Annotated in this window: 23 protein-coding genes; 18 read left to right on the top strand and 5 right to left on the bottom strand. The window is 27.2% G+C overall.

Annotated features, from left to right (window positions below):
• Positions 1 to 50: 50 nt before the first annotated feature.
• The 4 genes from KI686_RS10390 to KI686_RS10375 all read left to right on the top strand — a co-directional run bounded on the left by KI686_RS10390 (position 51) and on the right by KI686_RS10375 (position 4,046).
• Positions 51 to 1,505, top strand: coding sequence for a nicotinate phosphoribosyltransferase (locus KI686_RS10390; protein WP_237589223.1), 1,455 nt, complete (start codon positions 51 to 53; stop codon positions 1,503 to 1,505).
• Positions 1,506 to 1,507: 2 nt separating this feature from the next.
• Positions 1,508 to 2,500: a hypothetical protein gene (locus KI686_RS10385; RefSeq protein WP_237589222.1), complete on the top strand. Its 993-nt coding sequence runs from the start codon at positions 1,508 to 1,510 to the stop codon at positions 2,498 to 2,500.
• 10 nt (positions 2,501 to 2,510) lie between these two features.
• The gene (locus KI686_RS10380; RefSeq protein WP_237589221.1) at positions 2,511 to 3,269 is read left to right on the top strand and encodes a phosphoribosyltransferase family protein; all 759 of its coding nucleotides are present in this window, start codon (positions 2,511 to 2,513) and stop codon (positions 3,267 to 3,269) included.
• A 153-nt stretch (positions 3,270 to 3,422) separates the two neighbouring features.
• A complete protein-coding gene (locus tag KI686_RS10375; protein ID WP_237589220.1) occupies positions 3,423 to 4,046 on the top strand; it encodes an SDR family oxidoreductase in 624 nt (207 codons plus the stop codon).
• A 280-nt stretch (positions 4,047 to 4,326) separates the two neighbouring features.
• On the opposite strand, the gene KI686_RS10370 is transcribed toward KI686_RS10375, so the two are convergent.
• Entirely contained in the window at positions 4,327 to 5,139 is an 813-nt protein-coding gene (locus tag KI686_RS10370; protein ID WP_237589219.1) for an RDD family protein, read from the bottom strand.
• 22 nt (positions 5,140 to 5,161) lie between these two features.
• Between KI686_RS10370 and KI686_RS10365 the strand changes: the two genes are divergently transcribed.
• From KI686_RS10365 to KI686_RS10330, 8 genes are all read left to right on the top strand, one after another.
• Positions 5,162 to 6,127, top strand: coding sequence for a stage II sporulation protein M (locus KI686_RS10365; protein WP_237589218.1), 966 nt, complete (start codon positions 5,162 to 5,164; stop codon positions 6,125 to 6,127).
• Positions 6,127 to 6,840, top strand: coding sequence for a hypothetical protein (locus tag KI686_RS10360; protein WP_237589217.1), 714 nt, complete (start codon positions 6,127 to 6,129; stop codon positions 6,838 to 6,840). Before KI686_RS10365 ends, KI686_RS10360 begins: the two co-directional genes overlap by 1 nt.
• Complete coding sequence (locus tag KI686_RS10355) at positions 6,840 to 8,042, top strand: DUF4350 family protein (protein WP_237589216.1); 1,203 nt, start codon at positions 6,840 to 6,842, stop codon at positions 8,040 to 8,042. The genes KI686_RS10360 and KI686_RS10355 overlap by 1 nt, the downstream gene beginning before the upstream one ends.
• A gap of 12 nt (positions 8,043 to 8,054) precedes the next feature.
• Entirely contained in the window at positions 8,055 to 9,059 is a 1,005-nt protein-coding gene (locus KI686_RS10350; RefSeq protein WP_438617007.1) for an AAA family ATPase, read from the top strand.
• Between the two features lie 78 nt (positions 9,060 to 9,137).
• A complete protein-coding gene (locus KI686_RS10345; protein WP_237589214.1) occupies positions 9,138 to 10,472 on the top strand; it encodes a DUF58 domain-containing protein in 1,335 nt (444 codons plus the stop codon).
• Positions 10,473 to 10,517: 45 nt separating this feature from the next.
• Entirely contained in the window at positions 10,518 to 10,922 is a 405-nt protein-coding gene (locus tag KI686_RS10340; protein WP_237589213.1) for a DUF805 domain-containing protein, read from the top strand.
• A gap of 102 nt (positions 10,923 to 11,024) precedes the next feature.
• Positions 11,025 to 12,260, top strand: coding sequence for a multidrug effflux MFS transporter (locus KI686_RS10335; RefSeq protein ID WP_237589212.1), 1,236 nt, complete (start codon positions 11,025 to 11,027; stop codon positions 12,258 to 12,260).
• 3 nt (positions 12,261 to 12,263) lie between these two features.
• The gene (locus KI686_RS10330; protein WP_237589211.1) at positions 12,264 to 12,968 is read left to right on the top strand and encodes a pseudouridine synthase; all 705 of its coding nucleotides are present in this window, start codon (positions 12,264 to 12,266) and stop codon (positions 12,966 to 12,968) included.
• Between the two features lie 59 nt (positions 12,969 to 13,027).
• On the opposite strand, the gene KI686_RS10325 is transcribed toward KI686_RS10330, so the two are convergent.
• The gene (locus KI686_RS10325) at positions 13,028 to 13,510 is read right to left on the bottom strand and encodes an Lrp/AsnC family transcriptional regulator (RefSeq protein ID WP_237589210.1); all 483 of its coding nucleotides are present in this window, start codon (positions 13,508 to 13,510) and stop codon (positions 13,028 to 13,030) included.
• Positions 13,511 to 13,598: 88 nt separating this feature from the next.
• Entirely contained in the window at positions 13,599 to 14,645 is a 1,047-nt protein-coding gene (locus tag KI686_RS10320) for a M14 family metallopeptidase (protein ID WP_237589209.1), read from the bottom strand.
• 432 nt (positions 14,646 to 15,077) lie between these two features.
• Here KI686_RS10320 and KI686_RS10315 point away from each other — a divergent pair, with 432 nt between their 5' ends.
• The 4 genes from KI686_RS10315 (at position 15,078) to KI686_RS10300 (ending at position 17,224) form a co-directional block, all read left to right on the top strand.
• Positions 15,078 to 15,404 carry a helix-turn-helix transcriptional regulator gene (locus KI686_RS10315; protein ID WP_237589257.1) on the top strand — a complete coding sequence of 109 codons (327 nt, stop codon included), beginning with the start codon at positions 15,078 to 15,080 and terminating at the stop codon, positions 15,402 to 15,404.
• Between the two features lie 56 nt (positions 15,405 to 15,460).
• A complete protein-coding gene (locus KI686_RS10310; protein WP_237589208.1) occupies positions 15,461 to 16,240 on the top strand; it encodes a HipA family kinase in 780 nt (259 codons plus the stop codon).
• Positions 16,230 to 16,613: a DUF3037 domain-containing protein gene (locus KI686_RS10305; protein WP_237589207.1), complete on the top strand. Its 384-nt coding sequence runs from the start codon at positions 16,230 to 16,232 to the stop codon at positions 16,611 to 16,613. The genes KI686_RS10310 and KI686_RS10305 overlap by 11 nt, the downstream gene beginning before the upstream one ends.
• Positions 16,614 to 16,708: 95 nt before the next feature.
• Complete coding sequence (locus KI686_RS10300; RefSeq protein WP_237589206.1) at positions 16,709 to 17,224, top strand: PepSY domain-containing protein; 516 nt, start codon at positions 16,709 to 16,711, stop codon at positions 17,222 to 17,224.
• A gap of 103 nt (positions 17,225 to 17,327) precedes the next feature.
• Here the strand turns inward: KI686_RS10300 and KI686_RS10295 are convergent, their stop codons facing one another.
• A complete protein-coding gene (locus KI686_RS10295) occupies positions 17,328 to 17,636 on the bottom strand; it encodes a winged helix-turn-helix transcriptional regulator (RefSeq protein ID WP_237589205.1) in 309 nt (102 codons plus the stop codon).
• A 124-nt stretch (positions 17,637 to 17,760) separates the two neighbouring features.
• On the opposite strand from KI686_RS10295, the gene KI686_RS10290 reads away from it, so the two are divergent.
• Positions 17,761 to 18,273 (top strand): VOC family protein, encoded by a 513-nt coding sequence (locus KI686_RS10290; RefSeq protein WP_237589204.1) that lies wholly within the window; start codon positions 17,761 to 17,763, stop codon positions 18,271 to 18,273.
• Between the two features lie 221 nt (positions 18,274 to 18,494).
• Here KI686_RS10290 and KI686_RS10285 read toward each other — a convergent pair whose 3' ends face one another.
• Positions 18,495 to 20,354 carry a B12-binding domain-containing radical SAM protein gene (locus tag KI686_RS10285; RefSeq protein ID WP_237589203.1) on the bottom strand — a complete coding sequence of 620 codons (1,860 nt, stop codon included), beginning with the start codon at positions 20,352 to 20,354 and terminating at the stop codon, positions 18,495 to 18,497.
• A gap of 154 nt (positions 20,355 to 20,508) precedes the next feature.
• On the opposite strand from KI686_RS10285, the gene KI686_RS10280 reads away from it, so the two are divergent.
• A complete protein-coding gene (locus KI686_RS10280; RefSeq protein WP_237589202.1) occupies positions 20,509 to 22,869 on the top strand; it encodes a sensor histidine kinase in 2,361 nt (786 codons plus the stop codon).
• Positions 22,870 to 22,979: the final 110 nt, after the last annotated feature.

The following is a 22,979-nucleotide window of genomic DNA, read 5'->3' as shown; positions in this document are numbered from 1 at the left end:
AATATTCATCTTATATATATTTGTGTTATAATTACGCAAAATATACTATTATGAATGGACTACTATTAACAGACGGTTACAAAACAGGACACCACCAACAATATCCAAAAGGAACAGAAGAAGTATATTCTAACTGGACACCTAGAAGCAATACATATGCACCAAAAGGTTGTAATAAAGTATTGTCTTTCGGTCAGCAATATGTATTTCAATGGTTGCATAATTATTTTCATGATAACTTTTTCTCTAAACCAAAAGCACAAGTGTGTAACGAGCTTAAAGAAGAATTATCTTTGTATTTAGGTACATATTATGATGTAAAACACTACGAAGAATTACACGATTTACAATATTTACCAATAAAAGTAAAATCTCTACCAGAAGGTACAGAAGTACCTATTAGAATACCTATACTAACTGTAGTAAATACAGATAAAAAGTTCTACTGGATTACAAATTTCTTAGAAACTATTTTATCTACCATGTTGTGGCAACCAATGACGTCTGCTACTATAGCCTTACGTTATAAGAGAATATTTAAAGATTGGACATTAAAAACGGATAAAGAGAATTTAGCATTTATCGATTTTCAAGGTCACGATTTTTCTATGCGCGGAATGGGAGGTTTGCAAAGTGCTATATCTTCTGGAATGGGCCATGCTGCTGTATTTTTAGGTTCTGATAGCTTACCAATTATTAGTAGTTTACGCAAATATTACAAAGCAGAAGGTTTTGTTGTAGGTTCTGTAAATGCAACAGAACACTCTGTAATGTGTGCAGGTACAAAGGATGATGAAATAGAAACATTTAGAACTTTAATGAATACGTATCCAAGCGGAATATTATCAGTAGTTAGTGATACTTGGGATTTATGGAAAGTATTAACAGACTATTTACCAAAATTAAAGGATGAAGTTTTAGCAAGAGACGGAAAATTAGTAATTCGTCCTGATAGTGGTGATCCGGTGGATATTATTTGTGGAGAAACAAGAGAACTAGGAGGAAACACACCAAAGGATAAAGGAGTTATAGAGTTACTTTGGGATATTTTTGGAGGAACAGTTAACCAGCAAGGTTTTAAAGTTTTAGATACACATATTGGAGCTATTTATGGTGATAGTATTACAACAGAAAGAGCAGAAAACATCTGTAAGCGTTTAAGCGATAAAGGTTTTGCAACCACAAATGTAGTATTAGGTATTGGTTCTTTTACGTATCAGTTTAATACTAGAGATACCTTTGGTTTTGCAATGAAAGCAACATCTGTAGTAGTTAACGGACAAAGAAGAGAAATTTTTAAAGATCCAATTACAGACAATGGTGTAAAAAAGTCTGCAAAAGGGTTAATTAAAGTTGATAAAATAAACGGAGAATATGTTTTAGTAGATCAAGTAAGTCCTGAACAAGAAAATGAAGGCGAATTACAGGTTATTTATGAAAACGGACAGTTTAAGAATTTAGTTAATTTAGAAGAAATAAGAAATAGAGTAAATAAAGAGCTTTAATTATGTGGTTTAAAAAATTAACAGGTTTTAATGAAATATCACCTGAAAATGTTAGAAAAAACATCATAATAGATGGTAAAAATCTTATTTCTAAAACAAATAATAAATCATTCCAGTTTGGAGAATTAGAAATTGTTTCTTTAGAAGAATTAAGAAAAAAAGCTATTAACTTTCAAACCAATACCCAAATAAAAGTTTCTGAACAGGTAGCGAATGTTCAAGAATTGCATTGCAAAACAGAAAATGAAAATGCGCTTTTTCAAGCAGCTTCGCAATTTAATTTACTAGAAATGGTTGAACCAAGTGTAACACCAGAAAAAGGGATTGATATTTATGACAGAGATTATACTCAAGGTCCAGCTTGTGCTATTGCTTGCGGAGCAGGAACAATATACAGAAATTACTTTGTACCAATAAATGGTAATATTGGTCAAAGTTCAAAGAATCAAGTTGATTGTTTATACAATATAGGTAAACAATTAGGGAATGAAGCACATGATCTATGGGAAATGAAAAATGGGTATGCTTTATTAAGTAAAGATGGTATTCTTAGGATAAATAAAATTATAAGTAATTTATCACAAGAAGAAAGAGAAGTTTTAAAAGGAAAATTAAAAGTTGGAATTCAATGGAATACTGAAGTTACTATTACAGAGAATAAGCAAATAGTATCTCAAATTTATTGTTCTGCACTACCTGTAGCATACTCTCAATTAGAACCTTGGTATTGGGCAAGTTTTGCAAGGGTTATTTTAGAAGCAACCTATGAAGCAACTCTATATGCAGCCATGCTAAATTTACAAAAGAACAAATCTAATAAAGTATTTTTAACCTTAGTGGGTGGTGGAGTTTTTGGTAATGATATCAATTGGATACTAGAATCTCTTTTTAAAGCCATAGAAAAGTTTAAAAACGTTCCTTTAGATGTTAAAATTGTAAGTTATGGTAAATCAAATGCGTTGTTAAAAGAGGCAATTGAAAATTATAATTGTTAAAATAGTTAAAATGAAATACGATATAAAAAAATTTAATGATGGTCAGGTAACTGCTAAAATTGTAGCAAATGGCGATTTAGATATTAAAATACGCGGAAATAGTTACGAAGATTTATTTAGAGCAGCTGCAGTAAAAGAAGCTTGGGATGCCGAAAATACAACTAACAAAAATGCAGTAGCTAGGTTAACCTTATTTTGTTTAATTGGTCAGCGTTCAGACAGACGATTTAATAAAGGAGAATCTTTCGATTTAAAAATCATTTGTAATTTTATCAATAGCATGCAGTTTGATAAAGTGTCTGTTTTACATCCACATAGCCCAATTTCTTTAGCATTAATAAATAATTCTGAAAAAATATCTCATTTCGAATTTGTTAAAAAAACATATCTTAAAATAGGACAACCAATATTGGTAAGTCCAGATGCTGGTGCCTATAAAACCACACATGAGATTGCGGAAAAACTGAATGCAGATTTAGTTCCGTCTAACAAAGTTAGAGTAAACGGAGCGCCTGTAATTAGCATTCAAGGCGATGTGAAAAACAAAGAATGTTTAATTGTAGATGATTTAGCAGACGGAGGAAGAACGTTTAAGTTTTTAGCCGAAGAACTAAAAAAACAAGGCGCATTAAAAGTATATTTATATGTAACACATGGTCAATTCAATTATGGTTTTGATGAGTTAAAAGAAACAATAGATCATATTTATACAACAAATAGTTATAAAGATATTGATGATGATTTTGTAACTCAATTTAAAATTATTTAACCACAAATTAAAAGTTCTTTATAGTAAGTTGAGAAGTAATATATAGTAATATCAAGTTCTCGACTCCGCTTGAATATCATTTAAATTTCATATCCATTAAAATTTAGTTGATATCAGCAAAAAAGGGTTGCACTTTTCCACGAAATTTGTAACATGGAAAATATATTAGTAGCAGGTGCCAATGGTACCACAGGAAAAAAAATAGTAGACTTATTAGCAACATCACAATATTTTACACCAGTAGCAATGGTTCGTGAAGAAGAACAACAAAAGCAATTTGCACAGAGAAATATAGAAACCATTTTAGCAGATTTAGAAGGTGATGTTTCTCATACCGTTAAAAATATTGACAAAGTTATTTTTGCTGCAGGTTCTGGAGGTAAAAAAGTAAAAGAAGTAGATGAAAATGGAGCAAAGAAATTAATTGAAGCATCAGCACAACAAGAAGTTAAAAAGTTTGTGATGTTAAGTTCTATGGGGGCAGATCAACCAAAAGAAGCAGAAGACTTACAAGAATATTTGCAAGCCAAACACAATGCCGATGAATATTTAAAACAAAGTAAATTGCCTTTTACTATTGTAAGACCTGGATCTTTAACCAACAACAAAGGCTCTGGAAAAATAGAATTAAAGCACAAACTGAATAAACAAGGAGAAATTAGTAGAGATGATGTAGCACAAACTTTAGTGAGTGTTTTACACGATACTGCAGGCGCAAATGATACTTTTGAGATTATTAAGGGAGATACTTTAATTAGTAAAGCTCTTCCAAATTAATATTATAAAAATGACATAAAAACCTTAGTTAACTTGGGTTTATTTAAAAAAACTATCGATGTTATATTCGATAGTTTTTTTATGTTTTGAAATATAAGGTTTCTCTAAAGGTAAAGATGACAAAAGCTTTATATCATTTAGAGTGGAGCTTATAAACTTATATATAACATCATATCTTATATTGTGTATAAATAGCCCTGAAATACAGCTATGCATAAATCACTATATAATTGTATTATAATTTATATTATGTTAAATAGAATATTTCAAAACATCTACTCTACATGTTTTGTGTATAATAATTATAATCCTTTAAAACCGTATCTATAAAATCGTTATCAGATTTGTGTACAGAAGTAATTTGGGTTACCTCAATAATTTTATTGCGTAATTTTATAACCGTTTCATAATCATTAAACTTTTTAGCAGATTTAAAAGTATTTTTTATGATGCGTGCATCGTTGTCTGATAATTTTATAACATTAGGATATGTTGGTACATACTTAGTAGAAATGTTTTCTAAAATTGTATCAGAAAATTTTACATCATCTTTAAGATAAATAACTACAGTATTTGCAATTATATCTCCAAACCTTTGGTGTTTATTAGTAAATAAAATTAAAAAAAAACCAAACATTTTACCAAATAAAAAAAGAACTACCAATAAAACAACTTCACTATCTAAACCTAAAGAAGCTACATAAATAAATAAAAGTGTAAATAAATTAAAATCTATCACTCTTAAAAACCAGCGTATTACAAAATCTAAAGTAGATGGTTTAAAACCATCAATATTAATTACTTTTAAATGCAATAGTTTTTTGCCAATTGTTTGTCCGCCCAATAATAATTCTGTGTATAAAGAGTAAAAAGTTACCGGTAAAAAAATTAAAATATCAATAGCTTTTACAGACCAAGAATCACCGTTTACTGCTGTAGAAAACAGTTTAAAACTTAAAAAAGATATAGCAATATATATATAAGCAAATTTTAAAACATTGTCTATAAGAAAGGCAAATAGACGTTGCCAAACATCTGCTAGGCTAAAATTGATGTTTACATTTTGTGCTGTTTTTATTTGGAGTCTTTTCATTCAATATGTAAATTCGCTCTTAATGAGAGAAGTCGCTTTTATAAAGCAAAATAAAGAAAAATGGTTAGAATTTGAACAAGTTATTTCAAATAAAGAAAAAAAACCTTCAGACGACATAGCCAACCTGCATATAAAAATCATGAATGATTTGGTATATGCACAAACTTATTACCCAAAAAGTAAAGTTACACAATACCTTAATAAGTTAGCAAAATCAAGCTTCGACAAGGTTTATCATTCTAAAAGGCGCAGTAAAAATGTTGCTTTGTATTTCTTTTTTGATAAAGTACCACTACTAGCCTACCAATACAGAAAATTTATTTATTTATCATTTATTATCTTTTTTGCCTTCTTTTTAATTGGTTTATTATCTACTTTTAATGATGATTCTTTTGCTAGACAAATTTTAGGAGATAGTTACGTAAATAATACATTAGAAAATATTGAAAGTGGAGACGCTATGGCTGTTTATAAAAGTGGTAGTAATTGGGGTTCTTTTATTGGTATTTATGACAATAACCAACGTGTTGGACTAAATATGTTTCTTTCTGGATTGTTTTTAGGTATCGGAACCGCTTTTTATGTAGTTTATAACGCAATTATGGTGGCTGTATTTCAAGCTTTTTTTTATCAAAATAATAGTTTTTTTGATAGTATAAAAGGTATTTGGATACATGGAACTTATGAAATTTTTGGATTGATTATAGAAGCAGCAGCTGGTTATATAATTGGTGCAAGTATTTTATTTCCTGGCTCTTACAAAAGATTTCAGTCTTTTAAACAAGGTGTTAAATCTGCCTTTTATCTATTTATAAGCACCATTCCTTTTACAATTATGGCAGCTTTTTTAGAAGGTTATGTAACTAGATATGCAAATGTTATGCCCACATTTTTAAGTTTTGTAATCATTGGTTTTAGTTTAATTACCATTAGCTATTACTATTTAATTTTTCCTTTTAAAGTGGCCAATAAACATAATTTACGTTAATGAGAAAATTTTTATATATTCTATGTGTTTGCGTATCAACAGTTTGTTTTGGTACAGATTTACAAAAAGATTCTCTTATTGTTAAAGAAGAAATTTCAGCTAAAAGTATAGACTTTATACAGGAAAGATCTTTTAAAGAAGATTTAAAAGAAAAATACAACGATAAAGATTTTATTTACACCGAAGAAGAAGAACCAGAAGAAAAAAAAGAATCTGAAAGCAATATTTTTGGTGAAGCATTTGTAGGTGTTTTTCTGTTTTTTATCTCCAACGTATTTCCGTATTTGTTAGGTGCTTTTGTCATTTTTGCTATTCTTAAAACCTTTTTAGGTTCAGAAATTAATTTTTGGAATTTTAAAAGAACCAAAAATAAAAAAGCTAAAAAATTGATTTATGAAAACGAAGATATTACCGAAACAGATATTGAGGGATTGTTACAAAAAGCAATCAATAATAAAGAATACAGATTGGCAATCCGTTATTATTATTTATCAGTTTTAAAAACTTTGTACAACAAAAAACTAATTGATTATCATAAAGATAAAACCAATTCAGAATATCTTTTAGAAATTGAAGACAGCATCATAAAAAAAGAATTTTCATATTTATCTTACGTGTATTCTTATGTTTGGTATGGAGATTTCCCTATAGACGAAACCAATTTTAAATTGGCAGAAAATAAGTATCAATCTTTTAAAAAATTATTAGAATAATGATACTTAACTTACTAAAAAAATACGCTCCTCTCCTGCTCTTATTTCTATTAATAAGTTGTAACAAAACAAATTGGGAAGAAAATTTTAAAGAAAAAGAAAAAAGTCCGTTTGGCAATTATATTATTTATAATGAAGCTTCTCAACTTTTAGAAAACAATAATATTACCTTATTAAAAGAGAATATTTACGATTATTTAATTTTACATTCTGTAGTAGATAGTTTAGAAACTAAAAATTATGTTTCTATAAAACATAGCGGTTATAAATACCCTGTAGAAGTTGTACCAGAATTATTAAACTTTGTAGCTAAAGGTAACAATGTATTTTTAGCATTTAATAGTTTTAAAGACAGTTTAAAATCTTCTTTAAATTTTACTACAAATAATTTAGATAAACATAAAAATTCGATTAACGAATTAAAAAAACTAAAAGGCACATTATCTTTTAAGAATAGTACGTTTTCTAAAACTTCTTTTTATTTTGATAAAAATCTTAGAAGAAATTATTTTTTACAATACGATAAAAAAACAACCACTGTTTTAGGTACTATAAAAGTTGATGGAGAAAGTGTACCAAATTTCATCAAAATAAATCATGGTAAAGGAGCTTTTTATTTAAACTTACACCCTGTTGCATTTACCAACTATAATTTATTAAATGGCAAAGAAGAATATGCCGCAAATGCTTTTTCTTATTTGCCTAATAAAGTATATACTCTTTGGGATCCGCAAATAAAATCTAGTAAATATGCTGATAAAAAAGAAGACGATAATAATATTTTTAAATTCTTTTTAGAACATGCTACATTAAAATGGTTTTTATTTGTTTCTTTAATCGGTTTATTATTGTTTATGCTTTTTAATGCAAGAAGAAAACAACGTGCAATTCCGGTAATAGAACCCTTAAAAAATAGTACAGTTGCTTTTACACAAACCATTGCCAATTTGTATTTAAAAGAAGAAGATCATAAGAATTTAGCAGATAAAAAAATTGCCTATTTCTTAGAAAAAGTAAGAACAAAATATTTATTAAATACCAGTAATTTAAATAACGATTTTATTGAAAAATTGGCTTCTAAATCTGGTAATGATTTACAAAAAACAAAATATTTAGTAAATACAATTATTACTTTAAGTAACAAAACAGAATGTTCTAAAGAACAGTTAATTGTATTATATAAAATGATAGAAAATTTTTGATTTATGAATGATATGGAAGCACCTAATAACGAACAAGTACCTAATGATTTAAAATTTGAAAGTAGGCTTAATTTATCTGAATTACAAGACAGTGTTTTAAAGATAAAAAGCCAATTAAAAAAAGTAATTGTAGGGCAAAAAAATATGATGGATTTACTATTAGTTGCCATCCTTTCTGACGGACATGTTTTAATAGAAGGTGTACCTGGAGTAGCAAAAACAATTACAGCAAAATTATTAGCAAAAACAATTGATGTAGATTTTAGTAGAATACAATTTACACCAGATTTAATGCCATCGGATATTTTAGGAACTTCTGTTTTTAATGTAAAATCATCTGAATTTGAGTTTAAAAAAGGACCTATTTTTTCTAATATGGTTTTAATTGATGAAATAAACAGAGCTCCTGCAAAAACACAAGCCGCTTTGTTTGAAGTTATGGAAGAACAACAAATTACAATTGATGGTAAAACTTTTAAAATGACAGCTCCTTTTGTTGTTTTAGCAACTCAAAACCCAATTGAGCAAGAAGGAACTTACAGATTGCCAGAAGCACAATTAGATCGTTTTTTGTTTAAAATAAATGTTGATTATCCGAATGCAGAAGAAGAATTACAAATTTTACTAAAAGAACAAGCTTTAGAAAACACATCTAAAACTAGTAAAATAGAAACAGTTATTACCGGAGATAAAATTGTTGCGTTTAGAAATTTGGTAAATCAAATTAAAATTGAAGAAAACCTTTTAACCTACATTGCTAATATTGTGGTAAATACGCGTTCTAATTCTTTTTTATATTTAGGTGCTTCACCTAGAGCAAGTATCGCAATTTTAAGTGCTTCTAAAGCATTTGCTGCAATAGATGGTAGAGATTTTGTAACACCAGAAGATATTAAAAATGCAACAATTCCTGTTTTAGAACATAGAGTTATTGTAACACCAGAAAGAGAAATGGAAGGTTTGTCTAGCAAACAAATTATAGAACAAATTATAGAATCTGTAGAAATACCTCGATAAAATATTAAAGTTTTAAACTCTTTATAATTATCAAAAAGGACGATATATAAGTCTAAAAATCAAGAAATTAACAAAGTATTGAAATATTTTTATAACACTTTATTTTTAAACAATAGATTCTTCTACTTTTTAGGAGCAATTGCCTTGCTGTTTGTAGTTGGCTTTTTTGTGCCGTTATTTTTTATAATTTCTAAAGTTTTACTTTTTATTTTAAGCTTTTTGGTTTTGGTTGATATCCTAATTTTATATAAAACTAAAAATGCAATAAATGTAACCAGATATTTACCCGAAAGATTATCAAACGGAGACAACAATAAAATTACTATAAAATTAAATAGTCTGTATAATTTTACAACGTATTTAAAAATCATAGAAGAAATTCCGCATCAATTTCAAAAAAGAGATTTTATTTTTAATTTAACTTTATTACCTAAAGATAAAAAAACAATTCATTACGATTTAAAACCTACAGAAAGAGGTGTTTACTTATTTGGTAATATAAATATTTACACCTGTTCTCCTTTAAAATTGGCAACCAAAAAATATATTTTGGGTAAAGAAAAAGAAATAAAATGTTATCCTTCTTTTTTAAAATTAAGAGAATTCGATTTTAAAGCATTTAACAATCATTCCGTTTCTTACGGAACAAAAAAAATAAGAAAAATTGGACATTCTTTAGAGTTTGAACAAATAAAGGAATATGTTTCTGGTGATGATATTCGTTCTTTAAATTGGAAAGCTACTGCAAAAAGAAACCAATTAATGATCAATCAATATGTAGAAGAAAAATCGCAACCAGTTTATTCTATTATTGATAAAGGGCGTGCAATGCAAATGCACTTTAATAATTTAAGTTTATTAGATTATGCCATAAATGCCACGTTAGCAATTAGTAATGTTGTACTTAGAAAACAAGACAAAGCAGGTATGTTGTCTTTTTCTAAAAAACTAGAAGATTGGGTAGTTGCAGAAAAAAGGAATTCTCAAATGAGTTTAATTTCTGAAGCTTTACATAATATAAAAACAGATTTTTCAGAATCTGATTTTAGTACATTATATGCGGTTGTTAAAAGAAAAATAACACAGAGAAGTTTATTAATTTTATATTCAAATTTCGAAACTATAGACGGATTAAACAGACAACTCCCCTATTTAAGAGCTTTGGCAAAAAATCATTTAGTTTTAATTGTTTTCTTTGAAAACACCGAATTAGAAATGCTTACAAAATCTAAAAAAGACGATATTTTAAGTATTTACGACAGTATTATTGCAGAAAAGTTTCTTTTTGAAAAGAAAAGTATTATTAAAGAACTGAAAAAATACGGAATTCAGTCTGTATTAACAAAACCAGAAAATTTAACAGGAGATACAATTAATAAATATTTAGAGTTAAAATCTAGAGGACTTTTTTAATTATAATTTACATTTGTTGATGAACTAACTTTATAAAAAAATAAAATGAATTGGTATTTAAAAGTATTAAAAGATAATTACTCAAATTTTAATGGAAGAGCAAGAAGAAAAGAGTTTTGGATGTTTATATTATTTCAATACATTGCTACTATTGTTTTTGTAATCATTTTTGCTTTTATCGGTGATCTTTTAAATTCTCCTGCAATTATGTTTATCTCTTATGTTTATATTTTAGCTACAATTATACCAAGTTTAGCTGTTACGGTAAGAAGATTGCATGATGTTGGTAAAAGTGGTTGGTACTATTTTGTTTCTATAATTCCGGTAATTGGTGGTATTTGGTTGTTTGTACTTTTATGTTTAGATAGCGAAAACGGCAGCAATAAATGGGGCGAAAACCCAAAAGGTTTTGGCAATAATTCTTTAATAGACCAAATAGGTGTAGAATAACCCCCTATAAAACCTTAATCAATATTCATTTTTTTCAATCTTATTTTATTTTTTAACAACTTAAAATCAGATTAAAAACTAAATAAAACTATTTTTGTTTCCATGAAGATTAAACAAAAATCAGAATTCGAATTTATTGCTATTATGGCATCATTAATGTCCTTAGTAGCCTTGGCAATAGACGCTTTATTACCCGCTATAAAAGACATCAGTATCGCTTTAAATGTTGTTGACCAACACAATAATCAATTATTAATTACAATGATTTTCTTAGGGTTAGGTAGTGGACAATTAATCTCAGGTCCTTTATCTGATAGTCTTGGTAGAAAACCTGTAATATATTTAGGTTTTATTGTTTTTTTAATAGCTAGTGTAATTTGTGTGTTTGCTACCAATTTAGAAACAATGATTGTTGGTAGAATTTTACAAGGTATTGGTATTTCTGCACCAAGAACCATAAGTATAGCAATGGTTAGAGATCGTTTTGAAGGAAATTATATGGCTAAAATAATGTCTTTTGTTGTAGCTATCTTTATACTAGTTCCGGTAATTGCACCAGCATTGGGTAAAATACTTTTAAACTTATATGGTTGGAAAGCCATTTTTTATTTTCAAATGTTTCTTGGTTTATTAATTATGTTTTGGCTCTGGAAAAGACAACCAGAAACATTAAAACCAAAGGATAAGAAAAAAATGAAACTCAGTCTTTTTATAGACGGAACAAAAGAATTTTTAAAACATAAAAATGCTGTAATTTTTACTATTTTTTCTGGCTTTGTTATGGGTTCTTTTATCGTTTATTTAAGTGCTAGTCAGTATATTTTTGAACAACAATATGGTCTAAAAGAAGAGTTTCCTTTTATTTTTGCTTGTCTATCTATGGGTATTGGATTGGCTACTTTTTTTAACGGAACTCTGGTTATTAAATTTGGTATGGAAAAATTAGTGAAAATTTTCACTATCATTTTTACAATCAACCCTTTAGTTTATATTTTATTGTTTTCTCAAACCGAAAATCCAAGTATTTATATAATTATTATTTTCTTTTGGATACAATTTTTTGCATTTGGATTTTTATTTGGTAATACCAGAGCTTTAGCAATGCAACCAATAGGACACATTGCAGGAGTTGGTGCTGCAATAAATGGTTTTGTTTCTACAATGATGGCAGTACCTATTGCATCTTTAATTGGTAGTTTTTTAGATAAAGAAGCTTTGCCTTTATTTTTTGGTTTTTTTGTTTGCGGTACAATTTCTTTTCTTTTAATTATTTATTTAAAATATCATAATAAAAATAATAGTTTAAAAGCTGAAGTTGAGCTACCTGCTAATAATTAAAATATGAGTTTAGATATAATTTTTGAAGATAATTATATTATTTGTGTAAATAAACCAAACAATATATTAGTGCATCATGCACATCACTCTAGAAATGTTGCAGAAGAAAACTCTTTATTACAGTTAATTTTAGAAGAAAAAGGAATTAAAGTTTATCCGATACATAGATTAGACCGAAAAACTTCTGGAATAATTTTATTGGCAAAAGAAACACAATACGTTTCTAAGTTTCAAGAACTATTTACAAACAATCTAATACAAAAAACTTACTTTGGTATTGTTAGAGGGTTTTCTCCAGAAACAAAAACAATAGATTCTCCTGTAAAAGGAAGAGATGCCAAAGTACATAAAGATGCTCTAACATTTTTAAAAACTTTAGAGCAAATTACATTAGAAATTCCTGTAAAACCATATGATTCTTCTCGTTATAGTTTAATTGAATTACTACCAAAGACTGGTAGAATGCATCAATTAAGAGTACATACCAACAAAATTAGTCATCCATTAATTGGAGATCCAAAATATGGAGATAAAAACCATAATATGATGTTTGAAGAAAATTTTACATGTAAAAATATGTTTTTACATGCTGGTAAATTAGAATTTCAACATCCGTTTACAAATGATAAAATGCTATTAAAAGCAGTTTTTCCAAAAGATTGGAGCATACTTTTCCAAAAGTTTTCTTGGAAAAACCCTTTAGATTAAATAATTTCTATAAAAAAACCTTATTTAAAGAAATAAGGTTTTTTAATTTATTATCAATATTAATTATAATCTTGAAAGATGGCGTGCATCATTCTTTTCTTATCATTAATACTTTCTTCTAAAGCAATCATAGTTTCTGTTCTTTTTACTCCAGGAACATCATCTATTCTATATATAATGTCTTTTGCATCATTTGTTCCTTTTGCTCTAACCTTACAGAAAATATTATATTTCCCAGCAGTTACATAAGCTACAGTTACATTGGCAATTTTTCTTAAATCTTCTATAACGCTTTGTGTCATAGATGTTTTTTCTAAATAAACACCAACATGGGCTATAAAAGAATATCCCATTTTTTCGTAATTTAATGTAAGAGTAGAACCCTGAATAATTCCTTCGTCTTCCATTTTTTTAACACGAACATGAATTGTACCTGCAGAAACTAATAACTGTTTTGCAATATCGGTAAATGGAGTTCTAGCGTTTTCAATTAAAATATCTAAAATTTGATGATCGATTTCGTCTAGTATAAATTTTTTCATTTTTTTAAGCATTATTCAAATTACTGAACAAATTTATGAATTTAATTTATTTAATTACTAATAAAACTAATAAATACTTAAACTTTTTTTAGTCAAAATTGATTTCTGAGTGCCCAATTTTAGATTTTAAACTAATTTTATCTACTTTGTTTAATTTTGATACAAATTTATTATCAATAATTAAGTCTTGATATTGGTAAGCACAATCCTTATTACTATCTGAATATCTGTGTATTACATCATAAAAAACACTATCATTATTAGGAATATCAAAGTATTCTTCATAATCATTAAAAGAAATGGAGTTTGTAATATAATAAAGACCTTGAAGGATTGAGAAAAAAGTATATTTTCTTGTTTTCTCCCTTTCATAATCATTTGGATAATGACCAGACTCTATTAATATAGTATTATGACCTAATTTCTGAAAATTATCGCCTGTAGCTGTAGGATAAAACTCATCTGTATATCTACCAACAAAATTAGGAATTATGTTTTGCAGCATTTTATTCATGCTAACAATAACACTCATCGTTTCTATTCTACCTTTTGTTAATTTTCTTGTAATATCCTCTGAAGGAGCTAAAAATGATATAGTTGCAGGATTTGTTGTTCCTCCTACATTAAAAATAGTTCTTTGATCATGTAAGTTAAAACAAAATTTAGGATTAAAATCTTCTAAAATTTCACGAAGAATCTTACTCTCTTTAGCTACTCTATCTACAGCATCTCTATTTAAATCTACATTATTTGCATTAACTCTTGTATAAGCTTGCGCTCCATCAGGGTTTAACATAGGTATAAAAACCAAAGTACATTCTTTTAAAATTTCTGTAAAAATTTTTTCTGAGGAGTTAACTATACAATTAAAAAGGTCGAATAATGCTCTTGTGCCTGTACTTTCATTACCATGCATTTGAGACCATAATAATATTCTTTTAGCACCAGTTCCTATTTCTAATTTATTAATTGGTCTATCATCTTCTGATGTACCAATTTTAGTTATTAAAAATTTAGAGTCATAATTAGAAATAATTTTTTTTATGTCGTTGTATGTAATCCATTTTCCATACAAAGAATCTTCTTTATGCTTAAGGTAAAGAGCCTCTATAAATTCTGGTTGTAAAGTATTCATGTAAAAAATATTATTTTTTTCAAAAGTAAAGAAATTCTTAAAGCAATTAACATTTTTAATTTTTATCCAATATAAATCAATTTACAAATGTAAACACAAAATTGATTTACATTTGTAAACTGCTTGTAGTTTACAAATGTAATCTATAATAAAGTTTATTAATTTACTTTTCTAACAACTAGTTTTATCAGAAAAACTCAATAAAATTCAAGCATAAAACTCAATAAATAATCTCTATTTTAATTTATAACATACTATTATTTAGATTGTAAAATAACAATACTTAAACTAAAGGTTTAATATGTTTATTTACATAATTTTAAATATTTATAGATTAATTTTGATGTTAGATTTACTTTGTTTACATTTGTAATTGTTATAAAATTTACAAATGTGAATACTACTGAATTTACAATTAGACTTAAAAAAATAATGGATGCTTATCAATTGACAGGTTCGTTATTTGCTGATAAAATAGGCGTACAACGTTCTAGTATATCACATATATTATCAGGCAGAAATAAACCTAGTTTAGACTTTGTCTTAAAAATTACATCAGAATTTAATGATGTAGACATTAATTGGCTCTTACACGGCAAGGGAGTATTTCCAAAAAAAACAGAAACAAAGAGCAATAGTACTACCTCTCCTACTTTATTTTCAACAAATAAAGAAGAAACAGAAAATGGTAATGGAAAAAAAATTCAGCGAATTGTTGTTTTTTATAATGATGGAACTTTTGATGAATATCAGAAATAACCGAATTCTGTCTTTTTTCTGTTTTAAACTTATATAATTGCTTTAATTTTGTTCTTATGGATACAATTGATATTAGAACCGTAAATGTTGTTCAATACTTACAACCTTTACGTGAAGGTGGATCTTTACCTGCTATTGTAAAGGGTGATGATGATTTTTTGTACGTGCTTAAATTTAGAGGTGCAGGTCAAGGTAAAAAAGCTTTAATATCTGAATTTATTGGAGGAGAATTGGCAAGAGCCATAGGTTTAAATGTGCCAGAATTAGTGTTTATGAACCTAGATGACTCATTTAGTAAAACAGAACCAGACGAAGAAATTCAAGATTTGCTAAAGTTTAGTGTTGGTTTAAATTTAGGTTTACATTTTTTATCTAGCGCCATAACTTACGATCCACTAGTATCTAAAGTAGATTCTTTAACGGCTTCTAAAGTGGTTATTTTAGATAGTTTAATCAGTAACATTGATAGAACGGCTAAAAACACCAACTTATTAAATTGGAAAAACGAATTGTGGATTATTGATAATGGAGCTAGTTTTTATTTTCATCATAATTGGCAAACATGGGAAAATCATTTAAAAAGAACTTTTCCTTTAATAAAAGACCATGTTCTTTTACCAAAAGCTACTCAATTACAAAAAGCCTCTAAAGAAATATTATTAGCTATAAATACTGATATTGTTAGCAAAATTGTAAATAGCATTCCGGAAGACTGGTTGATAAATGAAGGAGATTTATTTAACCCTGACCAAATGAGAGCTGCATATATTCAATTTTTAAATGCAAAAATTTCTATGATAGATTCACTTGTAAAAGAAGCTGAAGATGCAAGATAAAGTTACGTTTGAATATGCCATTATAAGAGTTGTGCCTAAAGTAGAACGCGAAGAGTTTTTTAATGTTGGCGTAATTCTCTTTTCTAAACGCAAAAAATTTTTAGGGATAAAATACCATGTAGATAGCAATAAATTAAAGGCTATTGCACCAGATTTAGAAATTGATTTACTGAACAATTATTTAAATGCCTGGAAATTAATTTGTAACGGAGGTAAATCTGGTGGTAAAATTGGTGAGTTCGAGATTTCTGATCGTTTTAGGTGGCTAGCTGCCTGTAGAAGTACAATTGTACAAAGCTCTAAAACACATCCTGGTCTTTGTGAAAACCCAGAACTTGCGCTTAATGATATTTTTGAAAAATATGTTTTATAGTTAAGTTTATTTAATTTTTTATCAATAAAGTTGTAGCTAAAAGCTTTAACTAAAAAATTAAATTCCTATTATTGCGGGAAATAATAAAAAGTAAAATGGCGAAAAGAAAACCTTCATTTGCATTACAAGTTAGAATTATCCATAGGTATTTAGGCTTTTTTTTAGCCGGAATTATGTTTATTTATGCATTAAGTGGAATTTTAATGATTTTTAGAAATACCAATTTTCTAAAAAAAGAAGTAATTACCGAGCAACAATTAGCTCCGAATTTATCTGACAGACAATTAAAACCTGTTTTTAAAAAAGGTGCAGACGTAATTAAAGAAGAAGGTGGAATTTTATATCTTAAAGGAGGTACATACAATAAACAAACCGGTCTTGCCATTATTAAAAAACAAGAGTTGCCATTTATTCTTAATAAAATGGAAAAATTACACAAAGCAACTACAGATAGTCCCGTATATTTTTTAAACATCTTTTTTGGTGTTTCTTTATTGTTCTTTGTTTTGTCTGCATTTTGGATGTACACCCCAAAAATGGCAATTTTTAAAAAAGGAATGTATTATGCCATTGGCGGTATTATTTTATCTCTTATTCTAATTTTTGTTTAAAAAAAAGCAATAAAAATTATTTAATTAATTGATTTAGATAAACGTTATAAAAACATTAAAATCAGTTATTTATGCTTTTTTAAAAAATTGAAAAAAACATTGATTAATTATTAATATCATTTAATCCCCATTTATCTAAACTTCTTAAAATATTTTCTAAAGACGCTCCTCTTTTACTTAATTTGTATTCTACCTTTGGCGGAACAACCGGATATACTTTTCTTATAATCAACCCATCTTTTTCTAACTCTCTAACAGTTTGCGTAAACATTTTATTAGAAATGCCAGAAATTTGTTTTTGTAAAACTCCAGAACGCAAACCACCATCTAATAAATGAAATAAAATTAAGGGTTTCCATTTTGTTCCTATCAAATTCATTGTATAATTTAAAGGACATTTAATTTTTTCCATAAAAATTTAATATTTATTTTACTGATAATCATTATTTTACTCTTTTTGGTAACTATAATACTTTTTAGTAAGTTGTTGCCCAAAGAGCAAATATATATTAATTTTGCAGTCTAAATTAAATATGATGACTAAAAATAAAGATTATCCTAAATCATTTTCTCACATAGGTATTACAGTACCTAATATTAAAGAAGCGGTAAAATTCTACTCAGAAGTAATGGGTTGGTATGTAATAATGGAGCCTTCTACAGTAAAAAAAGAAGCAGACACTGCTATTGGTATTATGTGTATTGATGTTTTTGGTGAAGATTGGACAGAATTTGAAATTGCACATTTATCAACATCTGATGGTGTTGGTGTAGAATTATTCTGTTTTCCAAACGGAATTAAAGAAGCGCCAGAGTTCAACCCTTTTAATACAGGTCTTTTCCATTTTTGTGTTCAAGATCCTAATATTGAAGAGTTAATTGAAAAAATTATTGCTTACGGTGGTAAACAAAGAATGCCTATAAGAGAATATTATCCAAAAGATAAACCTTTTAAAATGTGTTATGTAGAAGATCCTTTCGGAATTGTTTTTGAAGTTTACACACATAGTTACGAATTAACATATTCTTCTGGAGCTTACGCAAAATAATAAATGTTATTTCTTTTTAACTAACAAAATCCTTGTAAGATTAAACATTAAAAGTGGTTTGGTTTTATAAGGATTTTCTTTTTGTTGAAAGACAACATTTTATTTGATAAGAAATATTGTTTGTAAATAAGTTTAGCCCTGATTGAGCGGCTTGTTTGAGCTCTTTTTGAGGAACGATAAAAAAGCGAGTAGCGAAAGCAGGAAATAGCTTCTAAAAAAAATTATTTATTTAAATGATTAAAAATCAAATTATTATTGATAGTTACTTTTGGTACTTTAAAATCGAAATAGCTGTGCAAAGGAATTTCGAAACCTTTGTGATTTAAATAATTATTTAAAGCCATATTTAAACCTTGGCTATATAAGTGATGCTCTGCTCCTGTTGGATCTTCGTGATACAAATCGTTTTCTGCAAAACCTTTAAATTCTGGCCCAATAATATTTATTTTAAATTCTTCTGGGTTTTTACCAACCGGACTATGACTTGTACATGCAAATTGATGCCAAAATGCAGATTGAATACAATTATTATAAAACAATTGGCGTACAACCTCTAAAGAATCAATGGTTTCTTGCGCCGTTTCTGTAGGAAAACCAAACATTAAATAAGCGTGTACCATAATATTTTCATCAGAAAAAGCTTTGGTAACTCTAGCTACCTGACCTATATCTACTCCTTTTTTCATTTTAGCCAACAACCTGTCTGAAGCAACTTCTAACCCGCCAGTTACTGCAATACAACCAGATTTAGAAAGTAAAGCGCATAATTCTGGCGTAAATGTTTTTTCGAAACGGATGTTTGTCCACCAAGTAATAAATATTTTTCTTTCTATTAATTTATTAGCTAAAGCTCTTAACATTTTTGGCGGCGCAGCTTCATCTACAAAATGAAAACCTGTAATTCCTGTTTCAGAAATTATTTTTTCAATTTTATTTACCAAATCATCTGCAGTTGTATTTTGGTAATTACCAATATAATCTAAAGTAACATCGCAAAAAGAACATTGTTTCCAATAACAACCGTGAGAAATGGTGAGTTTATTCCATTTACCATCAGACCACATTCTGTGCATCGGATTCATTACATCTAAAAAAGACAAGTACTTATTTGTAGGCAAACCAATATAACTTGGCGCAGGCAAATTTTTGTGATGAAAAATAGTATTTGGTAATTTATCTACATAAACAACCTTATTGTTTTTACAAATAAAAGTTCTTTCTAAAGACTCCTCTTCTATTTTACTTGTTAAAAATTCGGTGATTCTTAATAATGGTCCTTCTCCATCATCTAGCGTAATAAAATCTACAAAATCAAAAATTCTTGGGTCAGATAATCGTCTTAATTCTGTATTACAATAACCACCACCCATTGCAACTTTTATTTTTGGATATTCTTGTTTTATAAATTGTGCACAACGTAATGCCGAAAATAAATTACCAGGAAAAGGCACTGTAAAACAAACTAGATTATATGTATCTTGTTGTAATTGCTCGTTTAACAAATACAACATTTCATCTTCTATTAATGTAGTTTCATATTGTAAACAATCATCAATCGTATCAAAACTAGAAGCGGCTCTACCAATTTGTTCTGCATAACGTGTAAAGGAAAAAAACTCATCTACATTGGCGTTGATAAAATCGCCCAATTCTTCTACAAATAAAGTAGCTATGTGTTTGGCTTTGTCTAAAATACCAAGTTTACCAAACTCTGTACTTAAATCTTTTTCTAATTTTATACGTCTATGTCCGTAAGGTAAATATTCTTTGTGTACAATTTGGTACGCAGCGGTAACTTCTTGCACTCGTAAATAATCCATTACAGAATCTACTTTATTAATGTAATCTTCTTTATTATTGTAAACTAAAGGAAACTCTTTATTACCAAGCATTTCTGCTTGTTTAAAAATAGCATCTATAAATTCTTTAGTAAATACTGCGGTAAACAACTCTATACTTAAATCTAATTGAGTTGTTTTTACATTTTTAGAATCTAAAAACCCTTTAATATAAGCAGTTGCAGGATATGCTGTATTTAATTGCGTAAAAGGAGGTGTTATTAATAGTGTATTTAATGGCATAAATTAATTAAAGTGCAAATATACTACCTGATTTTAAAATGATTAGTTTAAAGTAAAAAACTTGAGAAAAAAATAATTTAAAAAATAGTTAACTATTTTTTAATTAAATAGTTATTAAAAACTTATTTTTATTCTTATTAAGAATAGATTAAGAATGAAATTTATTAATTTAAGAAATCTTTTACTAATTTTTATACCATTGGTATCTATTAGTTACTTTGCTATAAATCATTATTTTAATGTAATTACCCAAAATGAAATAGAAATAATAAAAACTGCTGCTGCAAATGATTTAGATGCAAAAAGTATCTTAATTAATGATATGTACAAATCTCTTGCAACCGATATTGATATTATTCATTGGGGACTTAATAATTACCCTGAACTAAAAAAGAAAAATATAGAAGAATATTTTCTTCATCTGTCTAACTTACAATCTACTTACGACCAAATTAGACTATTAGACACTATAGGGAAAGAAACCATTCGTGTAGATTTTGATGGTATTAACTCTGCAAAAAAACAAGAACAAAATAAGCTGCAAGATAAAAGTGATCGTTATTATTTTAAAGACGCAAAAAATTTAAGCAAAAACGAAATATATTTTTCTAATATCGATTTAAATATGGATTATGGAAAAATTGAAATCCCGCATAATCCTGTACTTAGAATTGCCACAAAAATATATGACAAAGACGGTGTAACTAACGGAGTTATTGTTATCAATTATTTTATGAAAAGCTTATTTAATAAGCTTATTACACAAAGCAAACCAAAACACTCTACTTTCGAATTAATAAATGATAAAGGTTTTTATTTAATATCTAAAGATTCTTATCAAAATTTTAGTCATTTTGTGTCAAATTCTGATAGTTTGGCTCTATACAATACAAACAAACAACTTTGGAATAAAATTAAAAAAACATCTAAAGGTGCAGACATTCAAAAAGATGCTATTTATGTTTATAAAAACTTAATAATTAACAGTAATAGTACCACTAACATTAATTTTAAAGGCGAAAAATCTTTAATTCTTGTTCATAAAATAGACTTAAAAAAAGTAAATGAATCTCAATTTATTTACGCTGTTTATAAATGGGTCTCTTTTGGCCTTTTTTGTCTTTTTATCTTTGCTATTATATTAAGCATACAGTATTATAATTTTAAATTAAAGTCTAAAAACGAAAAATTATCAGATTCTAATAAAGAATTAGAAAAACTAAAAAACAAAATTCAAAAAACTCTAAACATAAAATTAGACGAATTAAAACTAACCGAAAGAAAATTTTATTCAATTTTTAATAATGCTGGTATTGGTATTACTTTGGTAGATTTAGAAGGTAAACCAATTTATCCTAACAAAAAATTTATGGATATTTTAGGTTATACTAAAGAAGAATTGCTTGGTATGCCTTTTTCTAATTTTACACATCCTAATGATGTAAATACAGATTTAAAAAAATTTGAAGAGCTAATTAATAGAGAAGTAAGCTCTTACAATATAGAAAAACGCTACATACGTAAAGACGGAGTTGTTATTTGGGCAGATTTAAATGTATCTTTATTGCTTGATGAAGAAGATAATATTATAAGTGTAATTGGTGCTGTTACAGATATTACAGAAAGAAAAGATGCACAAAGAGAAACCAGAAACCTTAAAAAAATTATAAAAGGACTTAGTTATATTGCTAAAGTTTTAAATATTGAATCTATAGAAAACACGTCTGAAATTAATGAATCTGTAAACTTAGTACAGTACATAGAAAAACAATCTGAAGATATTTTAAATGCCAACAAAGCAAGAGAAGAACTTCTTAAAAACCTAGAAAACAAAAACAAAGAGTTAAATAATTATGCACAAATTGTATCGCATGATTTAAAAACTCCTTTAAGAAGTATTTACACTTTATTTAATTGGATTGATGGTGAAGCTGAAAATAAATTAACCGAAGAAAGTAAAATGTATTCTCAGTTAATTTTAGAAAATATAGAAAAAATGGAATCTTTAATTACAGGGATTTTAAAATATACCAGTATTGATAATAATGAAATGATTGAGTCTGATATAAATACTTATGACCTGGTAAATGAACTAGTAAAATTAATGATTATCCCTAATAATATAGAAGTAAAAGTTGCTAATAATCTACCAATTATACAAGGTAATAGACATAGAATTTTACAAGTATTTCAAAATTTGCTTCAAAATGCTGTAAAAAGTATTGTTGATAAAACTGGTAAAATAGAAATTGGTGTAAAAGATAAAAATCAATTTTGGGAATTTTATATAAAAGACAACGGAAAAGGTATTGAAGAAAGATATTTTAAGAAAATATTTGAACTTTTTCAAAGTGTAGATGAAAATGACGGTAAATCTGGTATTGGTCTTTCTATTGTTAAAAAGGTAGTTAATTTTTATAATGGAGAAATTTGGGTAGAAAGTGAGGTTTCTAACGGAACTACTTTTTATTTTACACTCCCTAAAAACATAACTACTTATATTAAAGAGAAGTAAAAAACTTATTTGCAGTTATTGCTTCTGGCTGAGTAATTAATAAAAAATTAAAAAATGCGAAAAATAATATTAATATTTTTATTTAATTTTCGGCAATATTAAAAAGAAAG

This window comes from Polaribacter sargassicola, from assembly GCF_021991835.1.
GTDB classification, from domain to species: domain Bacteria; phylum Bacteroidota; class Bacteroidia; order Flavobacteriales; family Flavobacteriaceae; genus Polaribacter; species Polaribacter sargassicola.
Note: the sequence above shows the minus strand (reverse complement) of the source record. Positions and strands in the feature narration are given on the sequence as shown.

Bases quoted from the DNA above. Each gene is read 5' to 3' on its own strand.
- KI686_RS10320 (WP_237589209.1), bottom strand. From the start codon at position 14,645: ATGAATACTTTACAACCAGAATTTATAGAGGCTCTTTACCTTAAGCAT.
- KI686_RS10385 (WP_237589222.1), top strand. From the start codon at position 1,508: ATGTGGTTTAAAAAATTAACAGGTTTTAATGAAATATCACCTGAAAAT.
- KI686_RS10295 (WP_237589205.1), bottom strand. From the start codon at position 17,636: ATGGAAAAAATTAAATGTCCTTTAAATTATACAATGAATTTGATAGGA.
- KI686_RS10335 (WP_237589212.1), top strand. From the start codon at position 11,025: ATGAAGATTAAACAAAAATCAGAATTCGAATTTATTGCTATTATGGCA.
- KI686_RS10355 (WP_237589216.1), top strand. From the start codon at position 6,840: ATGATACTTAACTTACTAAAAAAATACGCTCCTCTCCTGCTCTTATTT.
- KI686_RS10340 (WP_237589213.1), top strand. From the start codon at position 10,518: ATGAATTGGTATTTAAAAGTATTAAAAGATAATTACTCAAATTTTAAT.
- KI686_RS10360 (WP_237589217.1), top strand. From the start codon at position 6,127: ATGAGAAAATTTTTATATATTCTATGTGTTTGCGTATCAACAGTTTGT.
- KI686_RS10350 (WP_438617007.1), top strand. From the start codon at position 8,055: ATGGAAGCACCTAATAACGAACAAGTACCTAATGATTTAAAATTTGAA.
- KI686_RS10370 (WP_237589219.1), bottom strand. From the start codon at position 5,139: ATGAAAAGACTCCAAATAAAAACAGCACAAAATGTAAACATCAATTTT.
- KI686_RS10310 (WP_237589208.1), top strand. From the start codon at position 15,461: ATGGATACAATTGATATTAGAACCGTAAATGTTGTTCAATACTTACAA.
- KI686_RS10325 (WP_237589210.1), bottom strand. From the start codon at position 13,510: ATGAAAAAATTTATACTAGACGAAATCGATCATCAAATTTTAGATATT.
- KI686_RS10305 (WP_237589207.1), top strand. From the start codon at position 16,230: ATGCAAGATAAAGTTACGTTTGAATATGCCATTATAAGAGTTGTGCCT.
- KI686_RS10365 (WP_237589218.1), top strand. From the start codon at position 5,162: ATGAGAGAAGTCGCTTTTATAAAGCAAAATAAAGAAAAATGGTTAGAA.
- KI686_RS10330 (WP_237589211.1), top strand. From the start codon at position 12,264: ATGAGTTTAGATATAATTTTTGAAGATAATTATATTATTTGTGTAAAT.
- KI686_RS10285 (WP_237589203.1), bottom strand. From the start codon at position 20,354: ATGCCATTAAATACACTATTAATAACACCTCCTTTTACGCAATTAAAT.
- KI686_RS10300 (WP_237589206.1), top strand. From the start codon at position 16,709: ATGGCGAAAAGAAAACCTTCATTTGCATTACAAGTTAGAATTATCCAT.
- KI686_RS10380 (WP_237589221.1), top strand. From the start codon at position 2,511: ATGAAATACGATATAAAAAAATTTAATGATGGTCAGGTAACTGCTAAA.
- KI686_RS10375 (WP_237589220.1), top strand. From the start codon at position 3,423: ATGGAAAATATATTAGTAGCAGGTGCCAATGGTACCACAGGAAAAAAA.
- KI686_RS10390 (WP_237589223.1), top strand. From the start codon at position 51: ATGAATGGACTACTATTAACAGACGGTTACAAAACAGGACACCACCAA.
- KI686_RS10280 (WP_237589202.1), top strand. From the start codon at position 20,509: ATGAAATTTATTAATTTAAGAAATCTTTTACTAATTTTTATACCATTG.
- KI686_RS10315 (WP_237589257.1), top strand. From the start codon at position 15,078: ATGGATGCTTATCAATTGACAGGTTCGTTATTTGCTGATAAAATAGGC.
- KI686_RS10290 (WP_237589204.1), top strand. From the start codon at position 17,761: ATGACTAAAAATAAAGATTATCCTAAATCATTTTCTCACATAGGTATT.